General features: G+C 62.7%; 20 protein-coding genes. 14 read left to right on the plus strand and 6 right to left on the minus strand.

Features of this window, described 5'->3' with window-relative positions; translation table 11 throughout:
- Positions 1-47 precede the first annotated feature (47 nt).
- The 4 genes from rpsA to uvrB all read left to right on the plus strand — a co-directional run bounded on the left by rpsA (position 48) and on the right by uvrB (position 5,314).
- The gene (rpsA, locus tag E3T27_RS09055; protein ID WP_092448535.1) at positions 48-1,502 is read left to right on the plus strand and encodes a 30S ribosomal protein S1; all 1,455 of its coding nucleotides are present in this window, start codon (positions 48-50) and stop codon (positions 1,500-1,502) included.
- A gap of 335 nt (positions 1,503-1,837) precedes the next feature.
- A complete protein-coding gene (locus tag E3T27_RS09060) occupies positions 1,838-2,413 on the plus strand; it encodes a response regulator (protein WP_134572301.1) in 576 nt (191 codons plus the stop codon).
- A 127-nt stretch (positions 2,414-2,540) separates the two neighbouring features.
- Complete coding sequence (gene coaE, locus E3T27_RS09065) at positions 2,541-3,203, plus strand: dephospho-CoA kinase (RefSeq protein ID WP_134572302.1); 663 nt, start codon at positions 2,541-2,543, stop codon at positions 3,201-3,203.
- 47 nt (positions 3,204-3,250) lie between these two features.
- Entirely contained in the window at positions 3,251-5,314 is a 2,064-nt protein-coding gene (gene uvrB / locus E3T27_RS09070) for an excinuclease ABC subunit UvrB (protein WP_134572303.1), read from the plus strand.
- 249 nt (positions 5,315-5,563) lie between these two features.
- Here the strand turns inward: uvrB and E3T27_RS09075 are convergent, their stop codons facing one another.
- Genes E3T27_RS09075 through E3T27_RS09085 form a run of 3 tightly spaced genes read right to left on the minus strand, consistent with a single transcriptional unit; the run spans position 5,564 to position 9,743 of the window.
- Positions 5,564-8,413, minus strand: coding sequence for an FtsX-like permease family protein (locus E3T27_RS09075; RefSeq protein WP_134572304.1), 2,850 nt, complete (start codon positions 8,411-8,413; stop codon positions 5,564-5,566).
- On the minus strand, positions 8,410-9,138 hold the full coding sequence (locus E3T27_RS09080; protein ID WP_104197970.1) for an ABC transporter ATP-binding protein: 729 nt from the start codon (positions 9,136-9,138) through the stop codon (positions 8,410-8,412). The genes E3T27_RS09075 and E3T27_RS09080 overlap by 4 nt, the downstream gene beginning before the upstream one ends.
- A complete protein-coding gene (locus E3T27_RS09085; protein WP_134572305.1) occupies positions 9,135-9,743 on the minus strand; it encodes a PadR family transcriptional regulator in 609 nt (202 codons plus the stop codon). The genes E3T27_RS09080 and E3T27_RS09085 overlap by 4 nt, the downstream gene beginning before the upstream one ends.
- A 213-nt stretch (positions 9,744-9,956) precedes the next feature.
- Here E3T27_RS09085 and uvrA point away from each other — a divergent pair, with 213 nt between their 5' ends.
- The 10 genes from uvrA (at position 9,957) to E3T27_RS09135 (ending at position 21,507) form a co-directional block, all read left to right on the plus strand.
- Positions 9,957-12,824: an excinuclease ABC subunit UvrA gene (gene uvrA / locus E3T27_RS09090; RefSeq protein ID WP_104197972.1), complete on the plus strand. Its 2,868-nt coding sequence runs from the start codon at positions 9,957-9,959 to the stop codon at positions 12,822-12,824.
- A 13-nt stretch (positions 12,825-12,837) separates the two neighbouring features.
- Positions 12,838-14,739: an excinuclease ABC subunit UvrC gene (gene uvrC / locus E3T27_RS09095; protein WP_134572306.1), complete on the plus strand. Its 1,902-nt coding sequence runs from the start codon at positions 12,838-12,840 to the stop codon at positions 14,737-14,739.
- 73 nt (positions 14,740-14,812) lie between these two features.
- The gene (gene rapZ / locus E3T27_RS09100; RefSeq protein WP_134572307.1) at positions 14,813-15,688 is read left to right on the plus strand and encodes an RNase adapter RapZ; all 876 of its coding nucleotides are present in this window, start codon (positions 14,813-14,815) and stop codon (positions 15,686-15,688) included.
- A gap of 81 nt (positions 15,689-15,769) precedes the next feature.
- A complete protein-coding gene (gene whiA, locus E3T27_RS09105; protein ID WP_104197975.1) occupies positions 15,770-16,759 on the plus strand; it encodes a DNA-binding protein WhiA in 990 nt (329 codons plus the stop codon).
- 124 nt (positions 16,760-16,883) lie between these two features.
- Positions 16,884-17,510, plus strand: coding sequence for a superoxide dismutase (locus E3T27_RS09110; protein WP_104197976.1), 627 nt, complete (start codon positions 16,884-16,886; stop codon positions 17,508-17,510).
- 93 nt (positions 17,511-17,603) lie between these two features.
- The gene (gene gap / locus E3T27_RS09115) at positions 17,604-18,611 is read left to right on the plus strand and encodes a type I glyceraldehyde-3-phosphate dehydrogenase (protein WP_104197977.1); all 1,008 of its coding nucleotides are present in this window, start codon (positions 17,604-17,606) and stop codon (positions 18,609-18,611) included.
- 10 nt (positions 18,612-18,621) lie between these two features.
- Positions 18,622-19,836: a phosphoglycerate kinase gene (locus E3T27_RS09120; RefSeq protein ID WP_134572308.1), complete on the plus strand. Its 1,215-nt coding sequence runs from the start codon at positions 18,622-18,624 to the stop codon at positions 19,834-19,836.
- The gene (gene tpiA / locus E3T27_RS09125) at positions 19,827-20,627 is read left to right on the plus strand and encodes a triose-phosphate isomerase (protein WP_174722201.1); all 801 of its coding nucleotides are present in this window, start codon (positions 19,827-19,829) and stop codon (positions 20,625-20,627) included. Before E3T27_RS09120 ends, tpiA begins: the two co-directional genes overlap by 10 nt.
- Positions 20,628-20,757: 130 nt before the next feature.
- Positions 20,758-21,009, plus strand: a complete 252-nt coding sequence (gene secG / locus E3T27_RS09130) for a preprotein translocase subunit SecG (protein ID WP_092340102.1) — start codon at positions 20,758-20,760, stop codon at positions 21,007-21,009.
- A 129-nt stretch (positions 21,010-21,138) separates the two neighbouring features.
- Entirely contained in the window at positions 21,139-21,507 is a 369-nt protein-coding gene (locus E3T27_RS09135) for an RNA polymerase-binding protein RbpA (protein WP_104197979.1), read from the plus strand.
- Between the two features lie 114 nt (positions 21,508-21,621).
- Here the strand turns inward: E3T27_RS09135 and pgl are convergent, their stop codons facing one another.
- Genes pgl through zwf form a run of 3 tightly spaced genes read right to left on the minus strand, consistent with a single transcriptional unit; the run spans position 21,622 to position 24,904 of the window.
- On the minus strand, positions 21,622-22,407 hold the full coding sequence (gene pgl, locus E3T27_RS09140) for a 6-phosphogluconolactonase (RefSeq protein ID WP_104197980.1): 786 nt from the start codon (positions 22,405-22,407) through the stop codon (positions 21,622-21,624).
- Positions 22,408-22,421: 14 nt separating this feature from the next.
- Positions 22,422-23,366: a glucose-6-phosphate dehydrogenase assembly protein OpcA gene (locus E3T27_RS09145; RefSeq protein ID WP_104197981.1), complete on the minus strand. Its 945-nt coding sequence runs from the start codon at positions 23,364-23,366 to the stop codon at positions 22,422-22,424.
- On the minus strand, positions 23,363-24,904 hold the full coding sequence (gene zwf / locus E3T27_RS09150; RefSeq protein ID WP_104197982.1) for a glucose-6-phosphate dehydrogenase: 1,542 nt from the start codon (positions 24,902-24,904) through the stop codon (positions 23,363-23,365). Before zwf ends, E3T27_RS09145 begins: the two co-directional genes overlap by 4 nt.
- Positions 24,905-25,000: the final 96 nt, after the last annotated feature.

A 25,000-nucleotide genomic window follows, 5' to 3' on the forward strand; every position in this document is an offset into this window, starting at 1 on the left:
TTTTTTCGCGTATGGCCCGATTTTGTCCATCCTGGAGCAACTACTACATGACAATCGCAACGACCGAACGGGCACCCAAGCAGGTCGCCATCAACGACATTGGATCTGCTGAAGACTTTCTTGCCGCGGTCGAAAAGACTCTGAAATTCTTCAACGACGGAGACCTCATCGAAGGCACCGTTGTGAAGATCGACCGCGACGAGGTTCTCCTCGACGTTGGGTACAAGACCGAGGGTGTCATTCCCTCCCGCGAACTCTCCATCAAGCACGACGTCGACCCTTCTGAGGTTGTCAAGGTCGGCGACCTGGTCGAGGCCCTCGTTCTTCAGAAAGAAGACAAAGAAGGCCGCCTCATCCTGTCCAAGAAGCGGGCTCAGTACGAGCGTGCATGGGGCGACGTCGAGAAGATCAAGGAGTCCGACGGTGTTGTCACCGGTTCGGTCATCGAGGTCGTCAAGGGTGGACTCATCGTCGACATCGGCCTGCGCGGCTTCCTGCCGGCATCGCTCATCGAACTTCGTCGTGTTCGCGACCTGACCCCGTACCTGGGCCAGGAGATCGAAGCGAAGATCCTCGAGCTCGACAAGAACCGCAACAACGTTGTGCTGTCACGTCGCGCCCTGCTCGAGCAGACGCAGAGCGAAAGCCGCACCACGTTCCTCAACAACCTTCAGAAGGGACAGGTCCGCAAGGGCGTCGTCTCCTCGATCGTCAACTTCGGTGCGTTCGTCGACCTCGGCGGCGTCGATGGTCTGGTTCACGTTTCCGAGCTCAGCTGGAAGCACATCGAGCACGCCAGCGAGGTCGTTGAAGTTGGCCAGGAAGTCACCGTCGAGATCCTCGAAGTTGACCTCGAGCGCGAGCGTGTCTCGCTGTCCCTCAAGGCAACGCAGGAAGACCCGTGGCAGGTATTCGCACGCACCCACGCCATCGGCCAGGTTGCACCGGGTAAGGTCACCAAGCTCGTTCCGTTCGGCGCGTTCGTTCGCGTAGCCGAGGGCATCGAGGGCCTCGTTCACATCAGCGAGCTCTCCGGCAAGCACGTCGAGCTCGCCGAGCAGGTTGTCTCGGTCGGCGACGAGGTCTTCGTGAAGGTCATCGACATCGACCTCGAGCGTCGCCGCATCTCGCTCAGCCTCAAGCAGGCCAACGATGGCGTCGACCCCGACGGTACCGAGTTCGACCCGGCGCTCTACGGAATGCTCACCGAGTACGACGACAAGGGCCAGTACAAGTACCCCGAAGGCTTCGATTCCGAGACCAACGAGTGGCGCGAAGGCTTCGACGAGCAGCGCGAAAAGTGGGAGCAGGACTACGCTGCTGCCCAGGCTCGCTGGGAAGCCCACAAGAAGCAGGTTTCGACCGCGAACGACGAGATCGCTGCCCCCAGCGACGTCGCACCGGCTGGATCGGCCTTCTCGAGCGAGTCGGCTGGTGCCGGCACGCTCGCCGACGACGAAGCACTCGCGGCTCTCCGCGAGAAGCTCTCCGGCGGCAACTAGCACCACAGCTACATCCCCAACAGCGGGCTGCATCCTTCGGGGTGCGGCCCGCTGTGTCGTGTAACCGACGGATCCGACACCCACGGTTGACGTAACACCTGCGGTTGAGCCGGATGCCACAGGCGCTGGGTATCCGTCGCGGTCGTGCTCGGGCTGACCGCGGACCTCTGAAACTTCGTGCTATACCTGATAGTGAGGATATTTTCTCCTCTTTGGCGCGTCCCGATATCTTCAGGATTGCCGCGCACCTCCAACTTCCCCACGAGAACCTGTTTTCTGGATGAATTCGCCCGTGCACACCAGTTCCACGAACCACAGCCCCATCGGAGAATTTCATGAATAGTTTTCATCCCTCAGACAGCACGGGAGGCCCCGCTGCCGTCGACGCAGCGCCGCCCAGCCTCACTGAATCCATCGTCTGCAGCATCACCATGCAGAGTCACTCGACGGCGCTTGTCGTCGAGAACGATCCCCAATCGGCCGAGCTCCTGCGGCTGCTCCTGGAGACGGAAGGATTTCGGGTGATCACGGTTGCGAACGGCGAGGAAGCTCTCGAGATCGCTCGGCGCGTTCCGCTGAGGCTGATCACCCTCGACGTGCACCTTCCTGGAATGGACGGTTGGAAATTCCTGCTGAAACTGCACGATGCGCTGGGGCTGGCATCCGCACCGGTCATCATCATCGATGGCCTGACGGACATGGGCATGGCGCTGAGCCGGGGGGCTGCTGCCGTTCTGGAGAAACCACTCCAGCCAGCCGAGCTGCAGACCTCACTCGCCCTGCTGGGTCTCCGTCCGGATCGGCCGCAGACGCGCACCATCCTCGTTGTCGACCAGGATGAAGAAACCGTCAACCAGGACACGCTGGACAGCGGCCCAAAACAAGGTTGTGGTCGAGGTGAACGAGCCTGACATCGACCGTGCGGAACTGCTGGCCGAGATTCAGCGAGCCCTCGGGTAGACCGATGCACGCAGGGCGGTGTTGATGCAGGGGGTCGCCTCCGCTCGGCGCCGACGGCGCAGCGGATAGCATGGCGGAATGTATCTGATTGGACTGACCGGCGGAATCGCGTCGGGCAAGAGCACCGTGGCGAAGCGCCTTGCTTCCTGGGGTGCCATCGGAATCGACGCCGACCAGCTGGCCCGTCAAGTGGTCGAACCTGGAACGCCCGGCCTCGCCGCAATCGTCGCGGAGTTCGGCGACACGATCCTGCTGAATGATGGCACGCTGAATCGACCAGCGCTGGGCGCCATCATTTTCACCGACGCGCGCCAGAGGGAGCGGCTGAACGCCATCACGCATCCGGCGGTACGGCGGCTCACTCGCGATCGGGTCGCCGCCGCGGTCGCCGCCGACCCGCACGTTATCGTCGTGTACGACGTTCCGCTCCTGGCCGAGGCCATCGCCGGCGGTCTGGTCACGTTCGATCTGATCGTTGTCGTGCATGCAGATGCTGAGACCCGAATCGAGCGCATGGTGGCGTTACGTGGACTGTCGCGTGAGGAAGCTACCCACCGCATTGCCGCGCAAGCGAGTGACGCGGACCGCCTCGCCCTGGCTGATGTCGTCATCGACAACAACGGCACCGTCGAAGCGACTCTGTCCCAGGTCGACGCATTGTGGACTCGGGTACGGGCGGCCGAAGCTGGCGCGGGTGAAGCTGGCGCGGGTGAAGAGATCGACGATGCCCCCACGCCATAGTCCACCTACGAAGGCTGACTGTCAGACCCCCTTTGTACAATGAGGGCATGGAACCCACGCGCTCTGTGAACCCGTTTGAAGTGGTCAGTGAGTACACCCCGAGCGGCGACCAGCCGTCCGCCATCGCCGACCTGACCGCCCGCATCAATGCCGGAGAAACCGACATCGTTCTGCTTGGAGCCACCGGTACCGGCAAGTCAGCCACAACTGCCTGGCTGATCGAGCAGGTGCAACGCCCGACGCTCGTGCTTGCCCACAACAAGACTCTCGCGGCTCAGTTGGTCAACGAATTTCGCGACCTGATGCCCAACAACGCGGTCGAGTACTTCGTCTCGTACTACGACTACTACCAGCCCGAGGCCTACGTTCCGCAGACCGACACGTTTATCGAAAAGGACTCCTCGATCAATGAGGAGGTCGAACGGCTGCGGCACTCCACCACCAATTCGCTGCTGAGCCGCCGCGACGTCATCGTGGTGTCCACCGTGTCGTGCATCTACGGGCTCGGCACGCCGCAAGGCTATCTCGACGCCATGATCGCGCTGCAGATAGGCCAGAAAGTCAGCCGCGACTGGTTGGCACGCAAATTCGTAGCTATGCAATACAAACGAAACGATGTCGATTTTTCGCGAGGCAATTTTCGCGTACGCGGCGACACGATCGAGATCATCCCGATGTACGAAGAGCTCGCTATTCGCATCGAGATGTTCGGCGATGAGATTGAGGGGCTCTACAGCCTGCATCCACTCACCGGTGACATCGTCAAGAAACTCGATTCGGTATCTGTTTTTCCCGGGTCGCACTATGTCGCAAGCGACGACGTCATGCGCCGTGCCATCGGCACCATCGAGATCGAACTTGCTGAACGCCTCGAGGTGCTCGAACGTGAGGGCAAGCTACTCGAAGCCCAGCGTCTGCGCATGCGCACCACCTTCGACCTCGAGATGATGGAGCAAATCGGGTTCTGCTCCGGCATCGAGAACTACTCCCGTCACATTGATGCGCGTGAGCCGGGGGAGGCACCGCACTGCCTGCTCGACTACTTTCCCGACGACTTTCTCATGGTCATCGATGAGTCGCACGTGACCGTGCCACAGATCGGTGCCATGTACGAGGGGGATTCCTCGCGAAAGCGCACCCTGGTCGACCACGGCTTTCGGCTGCCGAGCGCGCTGGACAATCGACCGCTCAAGTTCAACGAGTTCAAGAACCGAGTAGGTCAGACCGTGTACCTGTCGGCCACGCCGGGCAAGTACGAGATGGGTATCGCCGATGGCATCGTCGAACAGATCATCCGCCCGACCGGCTTGATCGATCCCCAGATCATCGTCAAGCCGAGCGCCGGACAGATCGACGACCTGCTTGAAGAAATCAAAAAGCGCACCGAACGCAATGAACGCGTGCTGGTCACAACGCTCACCAAGAAAATGGCCGAGAACCTCACCGACTTTCTCACCGAAGCGGGGGTGCGCGTACGCTACCTCCATTCCGACGTCGACACCCTGCGTCGAGTCGAGCTCCTCACCGAGCTCCGTGCGGGTATTTACGATGTGCTGGTCGGCATCAACCTGCTGCGCGAAGGCCTCGACCTGCCCGAGGTATCCCTCGTCGCTATCCTCGATGCCGACAAAGAAGGGTTTCTGCGCTCGGCCACGTCCCTCATCCAGACCATCGGTCGAGCCGCCCGCAACGTTTCCGGCGAGGTACACATGTACGCCGACCGACTGACGGCATCCATGGCGAAAGCGATCGACGAGACCGACCGTCGCCGGGAGAAGCAGGTCGCATACAACACCCTGCACGGCATCGACCCGACGCCGCTGCGCAAACGCATCGGTGACATCACCGAGGCCCTCGCCCGAGAGGAGGCGGACACCGCCGAACTTCTCGCCGGCCGAGATGCTCGGCGCAAGAGTTCCAGTCCCAACCGGCGGGTCGGCCTCGCCGCGAACGGCGCCAACGACCTCGAATCGATCATCGCCGATCTCAACTCGCAGATGCTCGAGGCTGCGGGGGAGCTGAAGTTCGAGCTCGCCGCGCGCCTGCGCGATGAGCTCTCCGAGCTCAAGCGTGAACTGCGACAAATGGAGAAGGCCGGCCACCTGCAGTAACCGTGCAAGCGTGCCTTCGAACAGGGTGCCTACGCCGAGCCCTGCTCTCGCGGCACCTGTTGAGGGTCGCAGCACGCGTTCTTAGGGGGGCCGCGATCCCGAACGGGTGCCGCGAGCCGGTGTCCGTCCCGAGGCGGCGCGGGCCAGAGCGTCGTGGCACTCGTTTGGTCTCGCCGTTTTCGTTGTAACGAGTGCGGCGATCCTAAACGAGTGCCGCGAGAGCGGATGCCCGATCCCCGGCCGGTCAATTCAGTCGAACGCGGCCCGATTACTGAACCGGGTGCGGTTTCCGCCGGCCGTGAGGGCACCGCCGACCGCGACGACCGCCGGAAGCGCCACCACGATCAGCGCGAGTTGCAGCCACGGGGGAGTGAACGGCAGCAAGGAAAGGCCCGCGGTGTCGCGGGTCAGTGACAGCGCGAGCGAGGGAACCAGCCCGAGCAGCACCCCGATGACGCTGCCGAGGCCGACGATCACCACCGCCTGCCAGAACCCGAACGCCCGGCGCACCCGCGGGGACGCCCCGAGCGAGGTGAGCACCGCGTTGTCCCGGTGCCCGTCAGCGCGGGCGAGTCCGATCGTGATCGACGCCGTGACCAGGGCGATGATCGCCGTGAGAGCGAGCAGGGCCCAGGTCCACGACGCTCCATAGGTCTGTGGGCCTGATTCGCTTATGAGAGAAAACTTCGGTGAGATCGCGGCGAGGGCACCCTGGGCGTGGTCGAATTCGGCTTGGGTCGGGGCAGCGCCGATACTGCTGACGACCATCGACGGCCGGTACTCGAGGTTTACATCGTCGGCTGTGGAAGTCAGCATGAACACGGCGTAGGGCAGTGGATGCTGCGGCTCCTGCACGCTCCCGGCCAGCGTCAGGCTGCGCGCCGGCTTCAGGGTGGAGTTGAGCTCGGTGATCCAGTCGATCTGAATGCTGTCGTCGACCACGTATTGTGCGTAGGTGGCGACAGCTCCACCGGCGGCGAGCGTTGCCCGGGACTCGGTCGAGACCGGCTCTCCGAGAATCGCGGCGAAGTCCGCCAGATCGCCAACCCAGATGTGGTCGTTCCTGCTCGACATCGTGAACGTGTCGAGATAGTAGGGAGTGGGGCACCGGGTGTCGGCGCGGTTTTCCGCCTCCGGGTTCGAGCCCAGCCGACTGGCATCACTCGGACACACCGCGCCGGGGTCGAGCCGCGGTAACGCGAAGGTCGGCTCAGCAGCGGCGCTCCCACTCGTTTGGGCATCCGTCTCTCCGAAACCCATTGGCGGGTCCTCGGCGCTGCTCAAGAGGCGGGCCTGGGCGCTGGGAAAACTGCTGTCGACGGCCGCAACGACTTCGGGCCCCGCGGTCTGCAATACATGGCCGTACGGTGGAACGTCGAGAGAGGTGCTCAGACTCACCCACGCCGTGTCGAGCGGGGCACCGAAAACGTAGTTCTTGGTCGAATTCAGCTGGAAGGTCGACACGAGACTCATCGCGAACGTGGCGACGAAAACGCAGCTCATGATGGCGGCGATCGCCGGAACGCTGCGCCCCGGATTGCGGGCGACATCCCGGGTCGCCAAGCGGGCGGCCGGTCCGACCCTCGAGGCGACCCGCGCCGCCCACCGCAGAATCAGCGGAGCGACGAACACCGCGCCGATCTGCATGATCACCGGGCCGCCAACGATGAGCCAAATTCCGAGGGTGGCCAGGCCCTGGCGGTAGGTGGGCACGTAGGCGGCGAGCTCGATCAACCCGCCGGTGACGGCGATGACCGCACCGATGGCCAACAGAACGAGCCCGGCCGCTGGTCGGCGAAGCGTTGCTCGTGGCGGGCGCTGGGTGCCGCGCAGCGCCGCCAGAACGTCGATCCGGCCAGCAGCCCGCGCCGGAACCGCCGCTGCACACCAGCCGGCGAGCACGGCGAAGACCGCGATGACGAGCAGGGACACCCGATCGAGGTGGAAACCCGGATATCGGGCCGCGCTGCCGTTCGCCGAAATCTGCATGAAGATCCACGCACCAGCGAGGCCGAGCACCGTTCCCAGTGCCGCTCCGAGAGCGCCGAGAATGACGCCGCCGAAGGACATGACGCGAAACAGCATTCTTTTGTCGCCGCCGACGCTCGCGAGGGTCGCGAGGGTGCGCTGCTGGGTGCGCGCGCCAACTGTGAATGCGGCCCCAGCGAGCAGCGCCACCTCGAACAGGGCGAACCCGCCGAGCAGAGCGATAAAGAGATTTTCGAAGTCGCGGGAGAAGCTGCTATTAAAAGGGGAGCTGCCTGCGGGCGGGGGGTCAAGCAGCACCGTGCGTGAAAGCACGGTCGCCCCGCGTGGGTTGAGTTGACCGATCTGGCTCCAGGTGAGTGGGGTGTCGGGCAAGTACCACTCGGTCTGCAGATCGGCATCATCGGGCATGACGCCGTCGAAGACGCCGGGCATACCGTAGAACGCCACGATGCTGTCGTCAGAATAGGCGTAACGAATCGTGCCGACGATGGTGAATGATGCGGCAACGGGCGCGGTCATGACGGCCGTCGACCCGATTTGTGCTCCGAGGCGGTCGAGCGCTGCGGCGGTCACCATGATCTCGCCGTCGTTGGTCGGGGCCGAACCAGATGTCACGTCGTATTTGCCGGCAAACGATGGGTCCCAGGGCTGGCCCTGCACGGCATTGAACGAGCCGAGCCCGTCCTTCGTCTCCGCGACGACGTTCGTCTCCCGGATGGACAGCAGGTGGGTGCCAGCGGGGAACAGCGAGGCGGCGGTGACCGGCGTCGGCTCGATCGACTGCGCGGCGTCGGCACGGCTCGCCTGATCGCTGTAACCCGAATACCGGTCATTGACCGGGTCTTGGGTGAACTTCGGGTCGGGTGCTGCGGCGATCATGACACGCGCCTCAGTCGACCCAAGTTCGAGTACAACGCGCTCAGCGGGCGTCGCGACGTTGCTCGCGGTCACCGTCGTGATTCCCACCAGGCCGAGCACGGGAATGGCCACCAGCAGTGCGATCAGCGCGCTGCGACCCGGGGACTGCCCGGCCATCCGCCGGGCGATCCGAAACGCGACTCGAGTAGATCCCGATCGCCCGCCAGCGAGCGAACTCGGTTCGACACTCATGCCGGCAGTCCGCTCAGCAAGCTTGTTACAGCGGATGCCCGCGACTCGTCCACGATCCGCCCATCGCGCAGAAAGACGATCCGGTCCGCCCAGGCCGCGTGGCGGGCATCGTGGGTGACGAGAATGCCGCCGGCACCGGCGTCGACTCGCGAGCGGAGCATCCGCAGCACGAGCTCACCGGTCGAGCTGTCGAGGGCGCCGGTGGGCTCATCGGCCAGAATCAGCGACCGGCCACCGACGACGGCGCGGGCGATCGCCACGCGCTGCTGCTGGCCGCCCGACAAATCCGAGGGAAAATGACCGGCCCGGTCCCCGAGTTCGACGATATTGAGCGCATCGAGGGCTGGACGGTGCGCCTTCTTCGACGTCCACCCGTCGAGTTCGAGCGGCAGACTAACATTTTCGAGCGCGGTCAACGAGGGAATCAGGTTGAAATCCTGAAACACGAAGCCGAGGCTGCGCCGGCGAAGCACGGCGAGCTCCCGAGAGGAAAGCTGGCTCAGCCAGTGCCCCTCGACGACGACCTCACCGGCCGTCGGCGGGGTGAGCCCGCCGGCCACGGTCAACAGGGTCGATTTCCCCGAACCGGATGCCCCCATCACCGCCACGAGTTCGCCGCGGCGCACCGACAGGTCGACCCCCGCCAGCGCGGTGATCGCGGTCTCACCGCGGCCATACTGCATCGACACGCCGTCGAGCTGCAGCAGAATGTCGCTGTCAGTCATGCGCTGGCCGCCGTCGTCTTGGCCGGGCGGCCGCGCTTGGGCACCGCGGTGTTGAGCGGCAGAGGCGCGGCGAGGCCGGCGGCCCGCGCCCGAGCGAGCCGGTGCTCCGAATGGTCGAGCCAGCGCGCCTCGGCCTCGGCCGCGAAAATGAGGGAGTCGATCACCAGGAGCCAGGCCAGCTGCTCGGAGGATTCCGGGTCGGCGGTCGCGTTCTTGGTGCGGGTCAGCTCCTGCAGGGTGCGCATCGCCTGGGTGCGCTGCACCTGAATCACCCGAGCGATGTCAACGCCCGGCAGCGTCACGGCGATCGCGAGTTTGATGGCGAGCTCGTCGCGGGTGGCCATGGTGCGCACCACGGGGGAGCCGAGCCACTCGGCGACCTCAGCGCGGCCGGCATCCGTTATCTCGACGTAGTTCTGGCCATCGGCGTCGATGTCTGCCTTCTGCACCAGGCCGTCCCGCTCGAGCCGATCCAGGGTGTTGTAGATCTGACCGACGTTGAGCGGCCAGGTCGACCCGGTGCGACGGTCGAATTCGGCCCGCAACTGATAGCCGTAGCACGGCCCCTGGTCCAGGATGGCGAGCAGACTCTGGCGAACAGACATACGACCTCCGGTACTTCAACAGATATTAAGTATCGAGTATATACATACTCGGCAACTTCACGGATGATGTCGCCGCCCGAGTTTATGGACGCGGCAGTCGAAGAAACCGTAGCCGGTGGACCAAGCACATGCTACGAGCGCAATCCGAGGGGAAGTATGCGCCAGGGGGCGTACCTGTACGACACTGTCAGCGGCGTTGCATAGAATCGAAAAGTGTCGATTACCAAGGTAGAAACAGGTCCGAAACTCAGTGTGCGCGGAGCCCGCGTGCACAATCTCCACAACGTTGATCTGGAGATTCCGCGCGATTCGCTCGTAGTTTTCACCGGGCTTTCGGGTTCGGGCAAGTCATCGCTGGCCTTTGACACCATTTTCGCCGAGGGTCAGCGCCGCTACGTCGAGTCGCTTTCAGCGTATGCCCGGCAGTTCCTCGGGCAGGTTGACCGTCCCGACGTGGACTTCATCGAGGGCCTGAGCCCGGCGGTCTCGATCGATCAGAAATCGACTAACCGCAACCCGCGGTCCACGGTGGGGACCATCACGGAAATCTACGACTACATGCGCCTGCTCTGGGCCCGCATCGGTGTGCCGCACTGCGCCGTCTGTGGTGAGATTATCCAGTCCCAGACCGTACAGCAGATCGCCGACCAGCTCATGGAGCTGAAGGCGGGCATCCGCTATCAAGTGGTCAGCCCGATCATCTCGCAAAAGAAGGGCGAGTTCGTCGACCTGTTCCAGGAACTCGCCGGTGGTGGATATTCCCGCGCGATCGTCGACGGTACGCAGATTCAGCTGAGTGAACCGCCCACGCTCAAGAAACAGCAGAAGCACGATATCGCGGTCATCGTCGACCGCCTCGTCGCCGGCCCTGAGCTTCTTTCCCGCCTCACCGACTCGCTCGAAACAGCGCTCAAGCTCACCGACGGACTCGTTCAGATCAACTTTCTCGACGAAGAAGGCGATAAGGCCTGGCAGAACTATTCCGAAAAGCTCTCCTGCCCGAACAACCACCCGGTGCAGCTGACCGAAATCGAGCCGCGCACTTTCTCGTTCAATGCTCCGTTCGGTGCCTGCCCCGAGTGCTCCGGTCTCGGCACCCGCATGTCGGTCGACGAAGACCTGCTGCTCGGCGATCCCGACTTGAGCATCGCCGAGGGTGTTGTGCTGCCGTGGACCACCCAGGGCAAGGGCCTGTTCCAGTACTACGAGAAACTGCTCGACGGCCTCGCCCGTGACCTCGACTTCTCCCTCGACACCCCCTGGGGTGAACTGACCAGTGAGGTACAGAACGCCGTCATGCGCGGTGACAACTTCGAGGTGCGCGTCAAGTGGAAGAACCGCTATGGCCGGGAGATGAGCTACACCTCGGGCTTTGAGGGCGTCGTTCCCTACATCGAACGCCAGTACCTGCAGGCCGAGAGCGACACCCAGCGTCAGCGCTGGTCCGAGTACCTGCGCGAGGTTGACTGCCACGTCTGCAAAGGCACCCGGCTCAAGCCCGAAGTGCTCGCCGTACTCGTGCACGAGGCGAGCATTGCGGATGTCTGCGCGCTCAGCTTGAGCGACGCACGCGAATTCATGGACCGGCTCACGCTCACCGACCGCGAGGCGGCCATTGCCGCCCAGGTCTTGCGCGAGATTCGGGCACGCCTCGACTTTCTTATTCGGGTCGGGCTGAACTATCTCAACCTTGCTCGTGCTGCGGCGACCCTCTCCGGTGGCGAGGCGCAGCGCATCCGCTTGGCGACCCAGATCGGCTCCGGCCTCACCGGGGTGCTCTATGTGCTCGATGAGCCGAGCATCGGCCTGCACCAGCGCGACAATCGCCGCCTGATCGAGACGCTCGTCACCCTGCGTGACCTCGGTAATACGCTCATCGTGGTCGAGCACGACGAAGACACCATCAAAACCGCCGACTGGGTCGTTGACATCGGGCCGGGCGCCGGGATCAACGGCGGGCACGTCGTGCACTCCGGGTCCTACGAGGGTCTGCTGGCCAACACCAAATCGCTCACCGGAGACTACCTGTCCGGGCGCAAGTCCATCGCCACGCCGAAAACTCGCCGCCCGATCGACCCGGAACGACTCATCGGCGTCACCGGTGCGGAGGCGAACAACCTGCAGAAGGTCTCGGTGACTTTCCCCCTCGGCACATTCACCGCTGTCACCGGGGTGAGCGGCTCCGGCAAGTCCTCGCTCGTCAACGATATCCTCTACCGGGTGCTCGCCAACCGGCTCAACGGTGCACGCAAGCTGCCAGGTAAGCACACCAGGGTTACCGGGCTGGAGCAGCTGGACAAGGTAATCCATGTCGACCAGGCACCGATCGGCCGCACGCCGCGCTCCAACCCGGCCACGTACACCGGCGTGTTCGACAAGATCCGCACTTTGTTCTCGGAAACCATCGAATCCAAGACTCGCGGCTACCTCCCCGGCCGGTTCAGCTTCAACGTCAAGGGCGGGCGCTGCGAAGCGTGCTCGGGCGATGGCACGATCAAGATCGAAATGAACTTTCTGCCCGACGTGTACGTCGCCTGTGAAGTGTGTGGGGGAGACCGGTACAACCGCGACACCCTGACCGTGCACTACAAGGGCAAGAACATCGCCGAGGTGCTCGACATGCCGATCAGCGAGGCGGCCGATTTCTTCGAACCGATCTCGTCGATCCACCGTTTTCTCAAAACGCTGGTCGAGGTCGGCCTCGGTTACGTGCGGCTCGGCCAAAGCGCCACCACACTTTCCGGCGGCGAAGCCCAGCGGGTGAAGCTCGCCACCGAATTGCAGCGACGCTCCAACGGCCGCAGCGTGTATGTTCTCGACGAGCCCACGACGGGCCTGCACTTCGAAGACGTACGCAAACTGCTGCTCGTGCTCAACAGCCTTGTCGACAAGGGCAACACCGTCATTGTCATCGAGCACAACCTCGACGTCATCAAGTCCGCTGACTGGGTGATCGACCTCGGACCAGAAGGCGGCTCCGGCGGCGGCAAAGTGCTCGCCACCGGCACGCCCGAACACCTCGCCACGGTCAAGAAGAGCTTCACTGGTACCTTCCTGAAAGAGGTCCTGGCTGCCGACTAGGCGGCAAATATCCATGTCTGATGCCCTAAGCTATCGCCCAAAAACGGGCGAGATTCCTACGACCCCCGGGGTGTACCGGTTCCGTGACGCGACCGGGCGCATCCTCTATGTCGGCAAGGCTAAAAACCTGCGTGCGCGGCTGAGCAATTATTTCGCACCGCTGCATAGCTTGCACGAACGTACCCGGCGCATGGTGACGTCTGCGGCCGGGGTCGAGTGGACGGTCGTCGGCACCGAGGTCGAGGCCCTGCAGCTCGAGTGGATGTGGATCAACGAGTTCGATCCGCCCTTCAACGTGCAGTTCAAAGACGATAAGTCCTATCCGTATCTCGCCGTCACGCTGGGTGACGAGGCGCCGCGCGCCCTGGTCACCCGCACCGAAGGCATCAAGGGTGCTCGCTATTTCGGTCCATACCCCAAGGTGTGGGCGGTGCACGAAACCATTGAGCTCATGCTCAAGGCTTTCCCCATCCGCACCTGCAACAATGCCAACTACAAGCGGGCGATGCAGAGCGGCAAGCCATGTTTCGCCGGCCAGATCGGACGCTGCTTCGGTCCCTGTTCCGGTTTGGTTTCGATGGAGGACCACCGAAAGATCGTCAACGAGTTCGTGAGCTTCATGGGCAGTCACGACAAGAAACTCATCAACCTCCTCACCCAGGAGATGAAAGACGCCGCGGCCGCGCAGCAGTATGAAATCGCCGGCAAACGCCGTGATCAGGTGCGTGCACTCAATGCCGTACTCGAGAAAAGCGCCGTTGTGCTGCGCGACAACGTCGATATTGATCTGTTCGCCATCGAGCAGGACGAGTTGGCGGCGGCCGTGCAGTTGTTCATCGTGCGCGGTGGGCGTATCCGCGGCGTGCGTGGGTGGATGGTCGACAAGGAACTCGACGTCACCATGAGTGAACTCATCGACTCCATGATGCAGACGGCGTATAACCACGACGCAGTGCCGCCGCGCGAAATCGTGCTCCCGGAGCTGCCGGATGACGCAGAGGCTCTCGAGGCGTCGCTGGCTGACCTGGCCGGTCGCAAGGTGCGGCTCGTTGCCGCCCAACGCGGTGAGAAGGCTGCTCTGCTCGTGACAGCGAGCAACAACGCCAAGCAGGCGCTGATGCTCTACAAAACCCGTCGCAGCTCGGACTTCGTCGCACGCTCCAAGGCCCTCGAAGACATTCAGGACGCCCTCGAGATGCCGGACGCTCCTCTGCGCATGGAGTGCTACGACGTGTCGCACCTGAGTGGCACGAACATCGTCGCGTCCATGGTCGTCTTCGAAGACGGGTTACCCCGAAAAGATGAATACCGCCGCTTCAACATTCCCGAATCAACCGACGACACCGACTCGATTTATCAGATTCTCACTCGACGCCTTGCTTACCTGAAGCCAGAGGCAGGTGCTGCGGATGCATCACATCCCTCACCGGGCGCTGGCGATTTGAGCGACATCGCCCAGGTGGAGCAGAAGCGCGCCAAATTCAAGTACCTGCCCAACCTGCTTATCGTTGACGGCGGCCAGCCGCAGGTCGCCGCAGCCAAACGCGCCCTGGCCGAATCGGGCGTGACCGGAATCCAGCTGTGCGGGATCGCCAAGCGGCTCGAGGAAATCTGGCTGCCCGACTCTGACTACCCGGTCATTCTGCCCCGCAACAGCGACGCGTTGTTTCTGATCCAGCGCATCCGCGACGAAGCCCATCGGTTCGCCATCACGCATCAGCGCATTCGCCGCAAAAAGGACATCTCGTCGATTCTGGGTGAAGTCGCGGGGCTCGGGCCGGCTCGGGTGAAAGTTTTGTTGCAACATTTCGGTTCGGTGGCGCGCCTCAAGGTGGCTTCGGAGGCGGAAATAGCGGATGTCCGTGGCATCGGCTCGGTGCTGGCGGAGTCGATCCACACCCACCTGCGCGCCTGAACGACACCCGAAACCGGCCAGCGCTCGGTAGGCTTGCTAGTCCATCAACTTCTCATTAAGGCGATTTCCAAGAATGACTACGGACCCCGACAAGCAGGAAGTGCTGATCGTCACGGGAATGTCCGGGGCGGGACGCTCCACCGTAGCCAACGCATTGGAAGACCTGGACTGGTACGTCGTCGACAATCTTCCGCCGCAAATGCTGCGGCCCCTGGTCGATCTGGTCGAACGGGCCGGCACGAATTTGCCCAAGATCGCGGCTGTCGTGGACATTCGCGGCCGCGATCTGTTCGGTGATTTTCTCGAAACCGTGCAACAACTTCGCAGCAACACCCAGGTGCAGGTTATCTTTCTTGAAGCCCGGGACGACGCGCTCGTGCGCAGGTTTGAATCCGTACGGCGGCCGCATCCGCTGCAGGGCGACGGTACCCTTCTCGACGGCATTTCGGCGGAACGTTCTCGGTTGCTCGCCGTTCGGGAGTCGAGTGATCTCGTCGTTGACACCTCTGACCTCAACGTGCACCAGCTCGCGACGACGATCACCGAGCGGTTCGCGGCCGAGGGGCGAGCGGGGGTGCAGCTAACCATTATGAGCTTCGGCTTCAAGTACGGTCTGCCGACGGATGTCGATCTGATCGCGGATGTTCGCTTTTTACCGAACCCGTTCTGGATTCCCGAGTTGCGCGCGCACACCGGTGTCGAGCCGGAGGTGAGAGACTTTGTACTTGCCCAAACGGGTGCCCTTGATTTTATCGACCACTACGCCGCCGCCATGGCGCCGGTGCTGGCCGGGTATCAGCGGGAAAATAAACACCACGCCACAATCGGCATCGGCTGCACCGGAGGCAAGCACCGCTCTGTCGCCATGGCCAGGGAACTGGCCTCGCGGCTTGAAAAACTTCCCGGTGTCGCGGTCAATATCAAGGACCGCGACCTCGGACGCGAATAAGCGAGCCCGGGCGCAGCATCCAGCTCCCCGGGCTTTCACCACTCAGACGTAACGCAACTGATCAACAGAATGGAAAAGCGATTGGCACTCACCGCCGACGTTAAAGATGAACTTTCGCGCGTGGAGGTCTCCAAGACCACCGTGCGCGCGGCCGAACTGGCCACGATTCTCCGGTTCTCCGGCGGATTACACATGATCAGCAGCCGCATCGCGATCGAGTCCGAACTCGACACTGCCATCTTGGCTCGAAGGGTGCGCAAAGATCTCGCTGAACTCTATGGGGTACGCAGCGCTCTGCAGGTCATCGCGGCCACCGGCATCCGTCAGTCCAGCCATTACCTCGTCCAGGTGATCGAGGGAGGCGAGACACTGGCGCGACAAACCGGCCTGCTGGATGCCCGCCGCCGCCCGATTCGCGGTCTGCCCAACCGTCTGACCACGGGCTCGAAGGAAGAAATCGCCGCCGTCTGGCGCGGCGCTTTCCTCGCCCATGGCACCCTGACCGATCCGGGCCGATCGGCGGCGCTTGAGGTCGTCTGTCCTGGCAACGAGGCAGCCATGGCACTTGTCGGAGCGGCTGGCCGCCTCGGCGTCGCGGCCAAGGCGCGCGAAGTCCGGGGGGTGCACCGCGTCGTTATCCGCGATGGCGACGCCATTGGGGCGATGCTCGTCCACATGGGTGCCACCAACACGGTGCTCAACTGGGAAACCTTGCGCCAACGCCGTGAAGTGCGCGCCACAGCAAACCGATTGGTCAACTTTGATGACGCCAACCTGCGTCGTTCCGCCGAAGCGGCGGTTGCGGCCTGCACCCGGGTGCAGCGAGCGATGGATATCCTCGGCGAGGATATCCCCGAGCACCTGCGCTACGCGGGAGACCTGCGTCTGAATTTTCGTGACTCCAGCCTCGACGAGCTCGGCCACCACGCCGATCCGCCCATGACCAAGGACGCCGTCGCCGGCCGAATTCGACGCCTGCTCGCTATGGCAGACAAGAAAGCGGTCGAACTCGGCATCGAAGGCACCGACGTCGGCTATCCGATTCACCCCGACGACGTAGTGCCCGTCTGAATCGAACCGTGACGGTGCGCGAGGTCATGAATTCTGTGACTTCGAACGCGCGCGGTTAGACTGAATTGTCGCTTACAACGCCGCCGCACCCGGTACGGTGGCACAACTCACAAGGAGAAAAGTAATGGCTGAATACACCCTGCCCACCCTTGATTATGATTACGCGGCTCTCGAGCCCAGCATCAGCGGCACCATCATGGAACTCCACCATGGCAAGCACCACCAGGCGTACGTCACCGGCGCCAACACGGCACTTGCCCAGCTCGCGGAAGCCCGCGACAGCGGAAGCCTCGCCAACGTGAACAAGCTCCAGAAAGACCTCGCCTTCAACCTCGGCGGTCACGTCAACCATTCCATTTTTTGGACCAACCTGTCCCCGAACGGCGGCGACAAGCCCGTTGGCGAGCTCGCGGCCGCAATCGATGACAACTTTGGATCATTCGACAAGTTCCAGGCGCACTTCACCGCTGCCGCGCTCGGTGTGCAGGGCTCCGGTTGGGCCGTGCTCGCGTGGGACTCCATCGGTCAGCGTCTGATCATCCAGCAGTTTTTCGACCAGCAGTCCAACTTCGCTGCCGGTACGGTTCCAGTTCTCATGCTCGACGTGTGGGAGCACGCCTATTACCTCGACTACCGCAACGTGCGCGCTGACTACATCAAGGCCTTCTGGAACATTGCCAACTGGGCAAACGTGCAGGAGCGCTTCACCGTCGCACGTGAGAAGACGAACGGCCTGCTACTACTCTCGTAGGCTGTTGGTGCCCCGGGCAATACGGGGCACCAACGTTCGTTTCGCATTTTTTCATCGCGCCGTCGGCGCCTTTTTCAACAACAGGAGCTATTTGTGTCCGTAAAGATCGGTATCAACGGTTTTGGCCGAATTGGTCGAAACTACTTCCGAGCCGCGCTTGCCAAGGGTAGTGACATCGAAATTGTCGCCGTCAACGACCTCAGCGACCCCGCGTCGCTCGCCCACTTGCTCAAGTACGACTCCGTCGGTGGACGCCTGAACGCCACCGTCGAGGTCGACGGCGACAACATCATCGTCAACGGCAAGGCCATCAAGGTGCTCGCCGAGCGCGACCCGGCCAACCTGCCGTGGGGCACCCTGGGTGTTGAAATCGTCATCGAATCCACCGGCCGTTTCACGAAGGCCGTCGATGCGCAGAAGCACATCGCTGCCGGTGCCAAAAAGGTCATAGTCTCGGCCCCGGCGACGGGTGCTGACGTGGCAACGCTCGTGCTCGGTGTGAACGAAGACACGTATGATTCTGCGATCCACGACATTATCTCGAACGCGTCCTGCACGACGAACTGCCTCGCGCCGCTCGTCAAGGTTTTCCTCGACAACTTCGGCATTGAGCGTGGCCTCATGACCACCATCCACGCCTACACCGCAGACCAGAACCTCCAGGACGGACCGCACAGTGACCTCCGTCGTGCCCGTGCCGCTGCGCTGAACATCATCCCGACCTCCACCGGTGCCGCTAAGGCTCTTGGCCTGGTCATCCCGGAGAGCATCGGCAAGCTCGACGGTTATGCGTTGCGCGTTCCGGTTCCGACCGGTTCGATCACGGACCTCACCCTCACCGCCTCCCGTGCGGTAACGGTCGAAGAAGTGAACGCCGCATACAAGGCTGCAGCCAATGGCCCGCTCAAAGGCATTCTCAGCTATACCGAGGACCCGATTGTGTCCAGCGACATCGTCGGCGACCCGCACTCCTCGGTCTTCGACGCCGGCCTGACCAAGGTGATCGGCGATCAGGTCAAGGTTGCCTCGTGGTACGACAACGAGTGGGGTTACTCCAACCGTCTCGTTGACCTCACCGAGTTCGTCGCCGAGCGACTCTAACGGCCGCGCGGTGACGTTACGCACGATTGACTCGCTCGGTTCGCTGACCGGCAAGCGGGTTATTGTCCGCTTCGACCTGAATGTTCCGTTGAAAGACGGGCAGATCACCGACGACGGACGAGTGCGGGCGTCACTGCCCACTCTCAACGCCCTCGTCGCCCAGGGCGCCCGCGTGGTGATTGTTTCTCACCTCGGGCGCCCCGGCGGGGCCGTTGACCCCCAATACAGCCTGAGGCCCGTCGCCGACCGCCTGAGCGAACTGGTGAACCACCCCGTGGCCTTCGCCGCCGACACCGTCGGCGATGCGGCCACGCAGGCCGTCGCGGCCTTGCAGAACGGGGACATCGTCGTTCTGGAGAACCTGCGCTTCAATGCCGGTGAAACCAGCACAGTGGATGCCGAGCGCCTCGCCTTCGCGCACAAGCTCGCACTGCTCGGCGACGCACTCGTCTCCGATGGCTTTGGCGTCGTACACCGCAAGCAGGCCAGCGTGTTCGATCTCGCCACGCTGCTTCCAAGCGCTGCCGGCCTGCTCATCGCCGCCGAACTCGGCGTGCTCGATCAGCTCACCGAAAAGCCACACGCGCCGTACACGGTCATCCTTGGCGGTTCGAAAGTGAGTGACAAGCTCGGCGTCATCGGACACCTGCTGCCGCGGGTGAACTCGCTGCTGATTGGCGGCGGCATGCTGTTTACCTTTTTGGCCGCCCAGGGGCACAAGGTTGGTGCCAGCCTCTTGGAAAGTGACCAGATTAAGACGGTTCGTGGATATCTGACCGAAGCCGAACGTCTTGGAGTGAAAATTGTGCTCCCGACAGATGTAGTGGTCGCCTCAAAGTTCGGCGCCGACGCTGAGCACGTGACCACCCCGGCAGAGGGAATCGAGGACACCCCCTTCGGTGCGAATGGTCTCGGCCTGGACATCGGGCCGGATACCGCTCAAGCATTCGCCGAGATTATTCGAGCATCGAAGACGGTATTCTGGAACGGTCCGATGGGTGTTTTCGAACTGGCACCGTTCGCAGAGGGCACCCGTACCGTGGCTGCCGCGCTCACCGAGGTCACCGGCCTCAGCGTGGTCGGTGGTGGCGACTCCGCCGGTGCTGTGCGCATTCTCGGTTTCAACGACGACCAATTCGGTCATATTTCTACCGGCGGCGGCGCAAGCCTCGAATTTCTCGAAGGCAAGCGTCTCCCAGGACTGGAGGTCCTCGGATGGCAGTGAACATCAACCCTCGGCGAACACCGCTGATTGCGGGCAACTGGAAAATGAACCTGGACCACCTCCAGGCGATTGCTTTCGTGCAGAAGCTCGCTTGGAATCTCAAGGATGCCGGCCACGACACCGCCGCCGTCGAGGTAGCCGTGTTCCCTCCGTTCACGGATCTGCGCAGCGTGCAGACCCTCATCTCGGCGGACAAGCTTCCGCTCGCCTTCGGTGCGCAAGACGTCTCAGCACACGATTCGGGAGCGTACACCGGTGAGATTTCGGGTGCCTTCCTCGCTCAGCTGGAGTGCCAATACGTCATCATCGGTCACTCCGAACGCCGCACCCTGCACAACGAGTCCGATGAGCAGGTTGCGTCCAAGGTGACCGCCGCCCTCAAGCACAACCTCGTGCCGCTGATTTGCGTCGGAGAGAGCGCCGAAGACCTCGCCGTTCATGGTCCCAGTGCGGTTCCGGTCGCCCAGCTGCGTGCCGCTCTCGCGGGCGTCACGAACGCGGTGGACATTGTCGTGGCCTATGAGCCCGTCTGGGCCATTGGGTCCGGCCAGGCCGCCACGCCGGAGCAGGCCGAGCAGGTAGCGGCCGCACTGCGTGGGGTTCTCTCCGACACCCTCGGGCAGGACGTCGCGGACAAGACCCGCATCCTCTACGGCGGTTCGGTCAAGAGCACCAACATCGCCGCGTACATGCGGGAGCCCAATGTCGACGGTGCCCTCGTTGGTGGTGCGAGCCTGGATATTGCGGAATTTTCCAGCATTATTCGGTACCAGAAGCACGTCGGCCTCTAGGACGCAGCGCACCTGACAGTGAGCAGCGAGATGGTTGCCCGTCCGGCAACCATCTCGCTGTTGCCTGCAGAGTATAATTACGATGGTCTTGGCGCCCGAGTTGCGCCCACCGTGTTTTGAAAGGTTTCGTGTGGAGATTCTCCAGGTCGTCATGCAGGTGCTCGTTGGTATCACGAGCCTCCTGCTCACCATGCTCATTCTGTTGCATAAGGGACGGGGCGGTGGATTGTCGGACATGTTTGGCGGCGGCGTAACTTCCAACCTGGGGGCGTCGGGCGTTGCCGAACGCAACCTCAATCGCATCACGGTCATTCTGGGTCTGCTGTGGATCTCCTGCATCGTAGTACTCGGATTGATCACCAAGTTCGATACAGGGGCTTAACTTTTCGCCCCGCGCGGGGTTACCCTGAGTTTTCCGGGCACAGATTTTGACGGTACATCACAACAGCAATCACACCAATAACAGCTCGAATTTGCAGCGCACAACTGCACGAGTCAACGGAGGAACAAGATGGCATCAGGCGGAAGTGCAATTCGTGGCTCGCGTGTAGGCGCGGGCCCCATGGGCGAGCAGGACCGTGGTTTTCACGCGGACCGCATCAAAATCTCGTACTGGGATGCGCATGGAAATGAAACCGTGCGGTACTTTGCGGCAAGCTTGCCGGACGAAGAAATTCCCGTCACCATCGATTGCCCATCATCGGGGCTGCCGGCCGGGCGCGACAAGGAGAATCCTCCGTCGGTCGTGAAGCTCGAGCCGTACAAAACGCACCTCGCCTACGTCAAGGAGCGCCGGACCGAAGAAGAGGCCGATTCGCTGCTCGAAGAGGCCCTCAACCAGCTGCGCGTTCGTCGTGGCAAGTTATCACCGACGAACTGACGCGAGAGCGCAAAACACCGGTTCTCGATTGGTCGAGAACCGGTGTTTTTTGTATCCGAACACGCCGATGGTGGGCGAGGGGTAAACGGATGGCCCGAATCTAATAGCCCGAATCTAATAGCCCGGAGCGATGAGGCTTTCGGGCACTTGTGCTGCTGCGTCGTTGTCAACGAAGAACACGGTGCGGTAACGGCCTTTGATTCCTGCTGCGGGTACCTCGTCGCGGCTGGCCCCGGCGAGGGCTAGCCCGAGCGCCGACGCCTTGTCCGAGCCTGCCAGCACCAGCCAGACGCGATCCGAGGAGTTGATCACGGGGCGGGTCAACGATAATCGGGCGGCCGGAGGCTTGGGGGAGTCGCGGACGGCGACGACACTGGCTTCACGCTCGCGGATACCCGATCGGTGTGGGAACAACGACGCAATGTGTCCGTCCGGTCCGACTCCGAGTAACATCACATCGATTCGGGGGTATTGGGCCCCATTAGGGGCTCGACCCAGTAACTCCGCCGTATACCGTGCGGCCGCAGCATCGAGCGCGTCCGTACCGGCTTCGACCGCATCATCCGATGCTCCGAAGGCGTGAATATTCTCTGGCGGTACCGAAATGTGGTCTAGGAGCGCTTCGCGCGCTTGCAATTCATTGCGCTCCGGATCGGTGCGTGGCAACCAACGTTCGTCGCCCCACCAGAAATTGACCCGCGACCAATCGATGGTGTCGCGGGCGGGCGATTCGTTGACGGCAGCCAGAACAGCGATACCAACGGAACCACCGGTGAGTACGACATTCGCCTCCTCCTGCTGGTGCAGAACGTCCACCATATTAGTCAGGAACCGTGCAGCGACCGACGCGGCTAGGGCGTGCTTGTTCTGGTGCAGTAGCACGCGTCGGTCATTTGTCACGGTTAGGCTCCGGTCTACTGGCTCACCACTTTTTTGAGCTGCGATAACCCGCGGGTGATGACCTCACCATACAGCTCATCGGGGTCGAGGCGGCGCAGCTCGTCGGCCAGACAGTCCCGCAGGCTGCGACGCTTGAGCGTCAGGTCCTGCAACGGCTGCCCAGGCTGGCTGAGCGTAGCGATATCAGGAATCTCGCGTTCGAGTGAAATCGTTCCCGACGCTCGCTGCAGATGTACGCCGTGCACACCATTAGCCAGGGGGCCGGTTGTCAGCTTGCACTCCACGGGTACCTGCAGCTGCATCTGGAGCCACGCGGCGAGTAGCGTCGTCGAGGGGGACGCCGCTGCGCCAATGACTTGAATACCGATGATGGGCTCGTAGGGGGGCTGATCCAGAACCGCGGCGAGTTGGGCGCGCCAGAGCGTCAGCCGAGTCCAGGCGAAGTCGTTGTCGCCTGGCCGGTAGCTGCCGGAGAGCTCGCGCAGTGCTGCCTGTGGGTCAGGCTGGGCTGAGGCATCCGTAATGCGTCGATAGGCGATCCGGCCAATAGGGGAGTCACTGGGAACGGCGGGAGCCGTGCCGGGCCACCAGGCGACAACCGGCGCATCCGACAACAGCAGACCGGTGACCAGGCTCTCCGGGTCGGCGGCGGCATCCCCGTAAACACGCAAGACGATGACTTCGCTCGCGCCAGCGTCGCCTCCGACGCGAATCTCTGCATCAACCCGCGCAACGGAATTAGCCGCATCGTGTTCCTGCGTTGACACGACGATGACGCGCATCGGGTGTTCCCTCGACGCGTCGTTGGCCGCTTCGATGGCCTCTTCCTCGTTTCCGAGCTGTGACGCGATGATCAGGGTCAGCACCCGCCCGAGGGCAACGGCACCGCCCTCCTCGCGAATACGCACGAGCGTCTTCGATATCTTCGCGGTCGTGGTGTTGGGCAGATCAACGATCATGGTCGCCTCCAGGTTCGGCCGTCGCGGGCCAGCAGGTCGTCAGCGGATGTGGGTCCCCAGGTTCCGGGGCGATAGGGTTCTGGCTGTCCTTGCGTAGCCCAGTACTCTTCGATCGGGTCGAGAATCTTCCAAGACAATTCGACCTCCTCGTGGCGCGGGAACAAGGGCGGGTCGCCGAGAAGTACGTCGAGGATGAGTCTCTCGTACGCTTCGGGGCTCGCCTCGGTGAAAGCATGTCCATAACCGAAGTCCATGGTCACGTCGCGAACCTGCATGACGACACCCGGAACTTTCGATCCAAAACGGATAGTGACGCCCTCGTCGGGCTGCACCCGAATAACCAGGGCGTTGTGGCCGAGTTCGGCGGTCTGGCCCGGTGCGAACAGGTATTGCGGTGCTCGTTTGAAGACCACGGCAATTTCCGTCACACGACGTCCGAGGCGTTTACCGGCGCGCAGATAGAACGGAACACCAGCCCAGCGTCGGGTGTCGATTGTCAGCCGCATGGCGGCGTAGGTTTCGGTGACGGAATCGGGGTTCATGCCGTCTTCCTCCAGGAACCCGACGACCTTTTCTCCGCCCTGCCAGCCGCCGGCGTACTGCCCGCGGGCGGTGCCCTCACCGAGGTCCGCGGGGAGTCGAACCGAGGCGAGTACCTTTTCCTTCTCGGCGCGCAGGTCGGCAGCGTCGAAGGAGATCGGTTCTTCCATGGCCGTGAGCGCGAGAAGCTGCAGCAGGTGGTTCTGGATCACGTCGCGGGCGGCACCAATACCGTCATAGTAGCCGGCCCGACCTCCCACGCCGATGTCTTCAGCCATGGTGATCTGCACGTGTTCGACGTGGTTGGCATTCCAGAGCGGTTCGAACATCTCGTTGGCGAAGCGCAGCGCAAGAATATTTTGCACCGTCTCCTTGCCGAGGTAGTGGTCGATCCGAAAGACCGAGTCCGGAGGAAAGACCGATTCGACGACGTCGTTGAGCTGCCGTGCCGTGGTCAGGTCACTGCCGAACGGCTTCTCGATGACGACGCGTCGCCATTGCCCATTTTTCTGCTCGGCCAGGCCGGAGCGGCGCAGCTGCTCTGTCACCTGTGGAAACGCCTTGGGCGGAATGGCCAGGTAGAACGCGTGGTTGCCCATCGTGCCACGCTCACGGTCCAACTCGTCAATGGTCTGGCTGAGGCGCGTGAACGCTTCGTCATCGTCAAAGGTGCCAGAAACAAAACGGATGCCTTCGGCCAGCTGCGCCCAAACATCCTCGTGGAACTCTGTGCGGGCATGTTCCTTCACGGCATCATGCACGACTTCCATGAAGTCTTCGTTGTCCCAGTCTCGGCGGGCAAATCCGACGAGGGCGAATCCGGGTGGCAGTAAGCCTCGATTTGCAAGGTCATAGACCGCGGGCATGAGTTTCTTGCGCGCGAGGTCACCGGTTACGCCGAAAATCACGAGGCTGGACGGCCCGGCGATACGATTCAGTCGATAGTCGGATGGCGACCTGAGCGGATTAAACTCCGGGGTAATTTCCACCGGGGACATGCAACTCCTTTAACGGTTCAGTGCGGGAAAATCGAGAACGCAGGCAACGGGGTGCTGCGGAGAAACTAATCCGTTCGCTTGGTTGGTTCCTCACGG

Origin of the sequence: Cryobacterium lyxosi (assembly GCF_004403345.1) — a bacterium.
Classification (GTDB): Bacteria; Actinomycetota; Actinomycetes; order Actinomycetales; family Microbacteriaceae; genus Cryobacterium; species Cryobacterium lyxosi.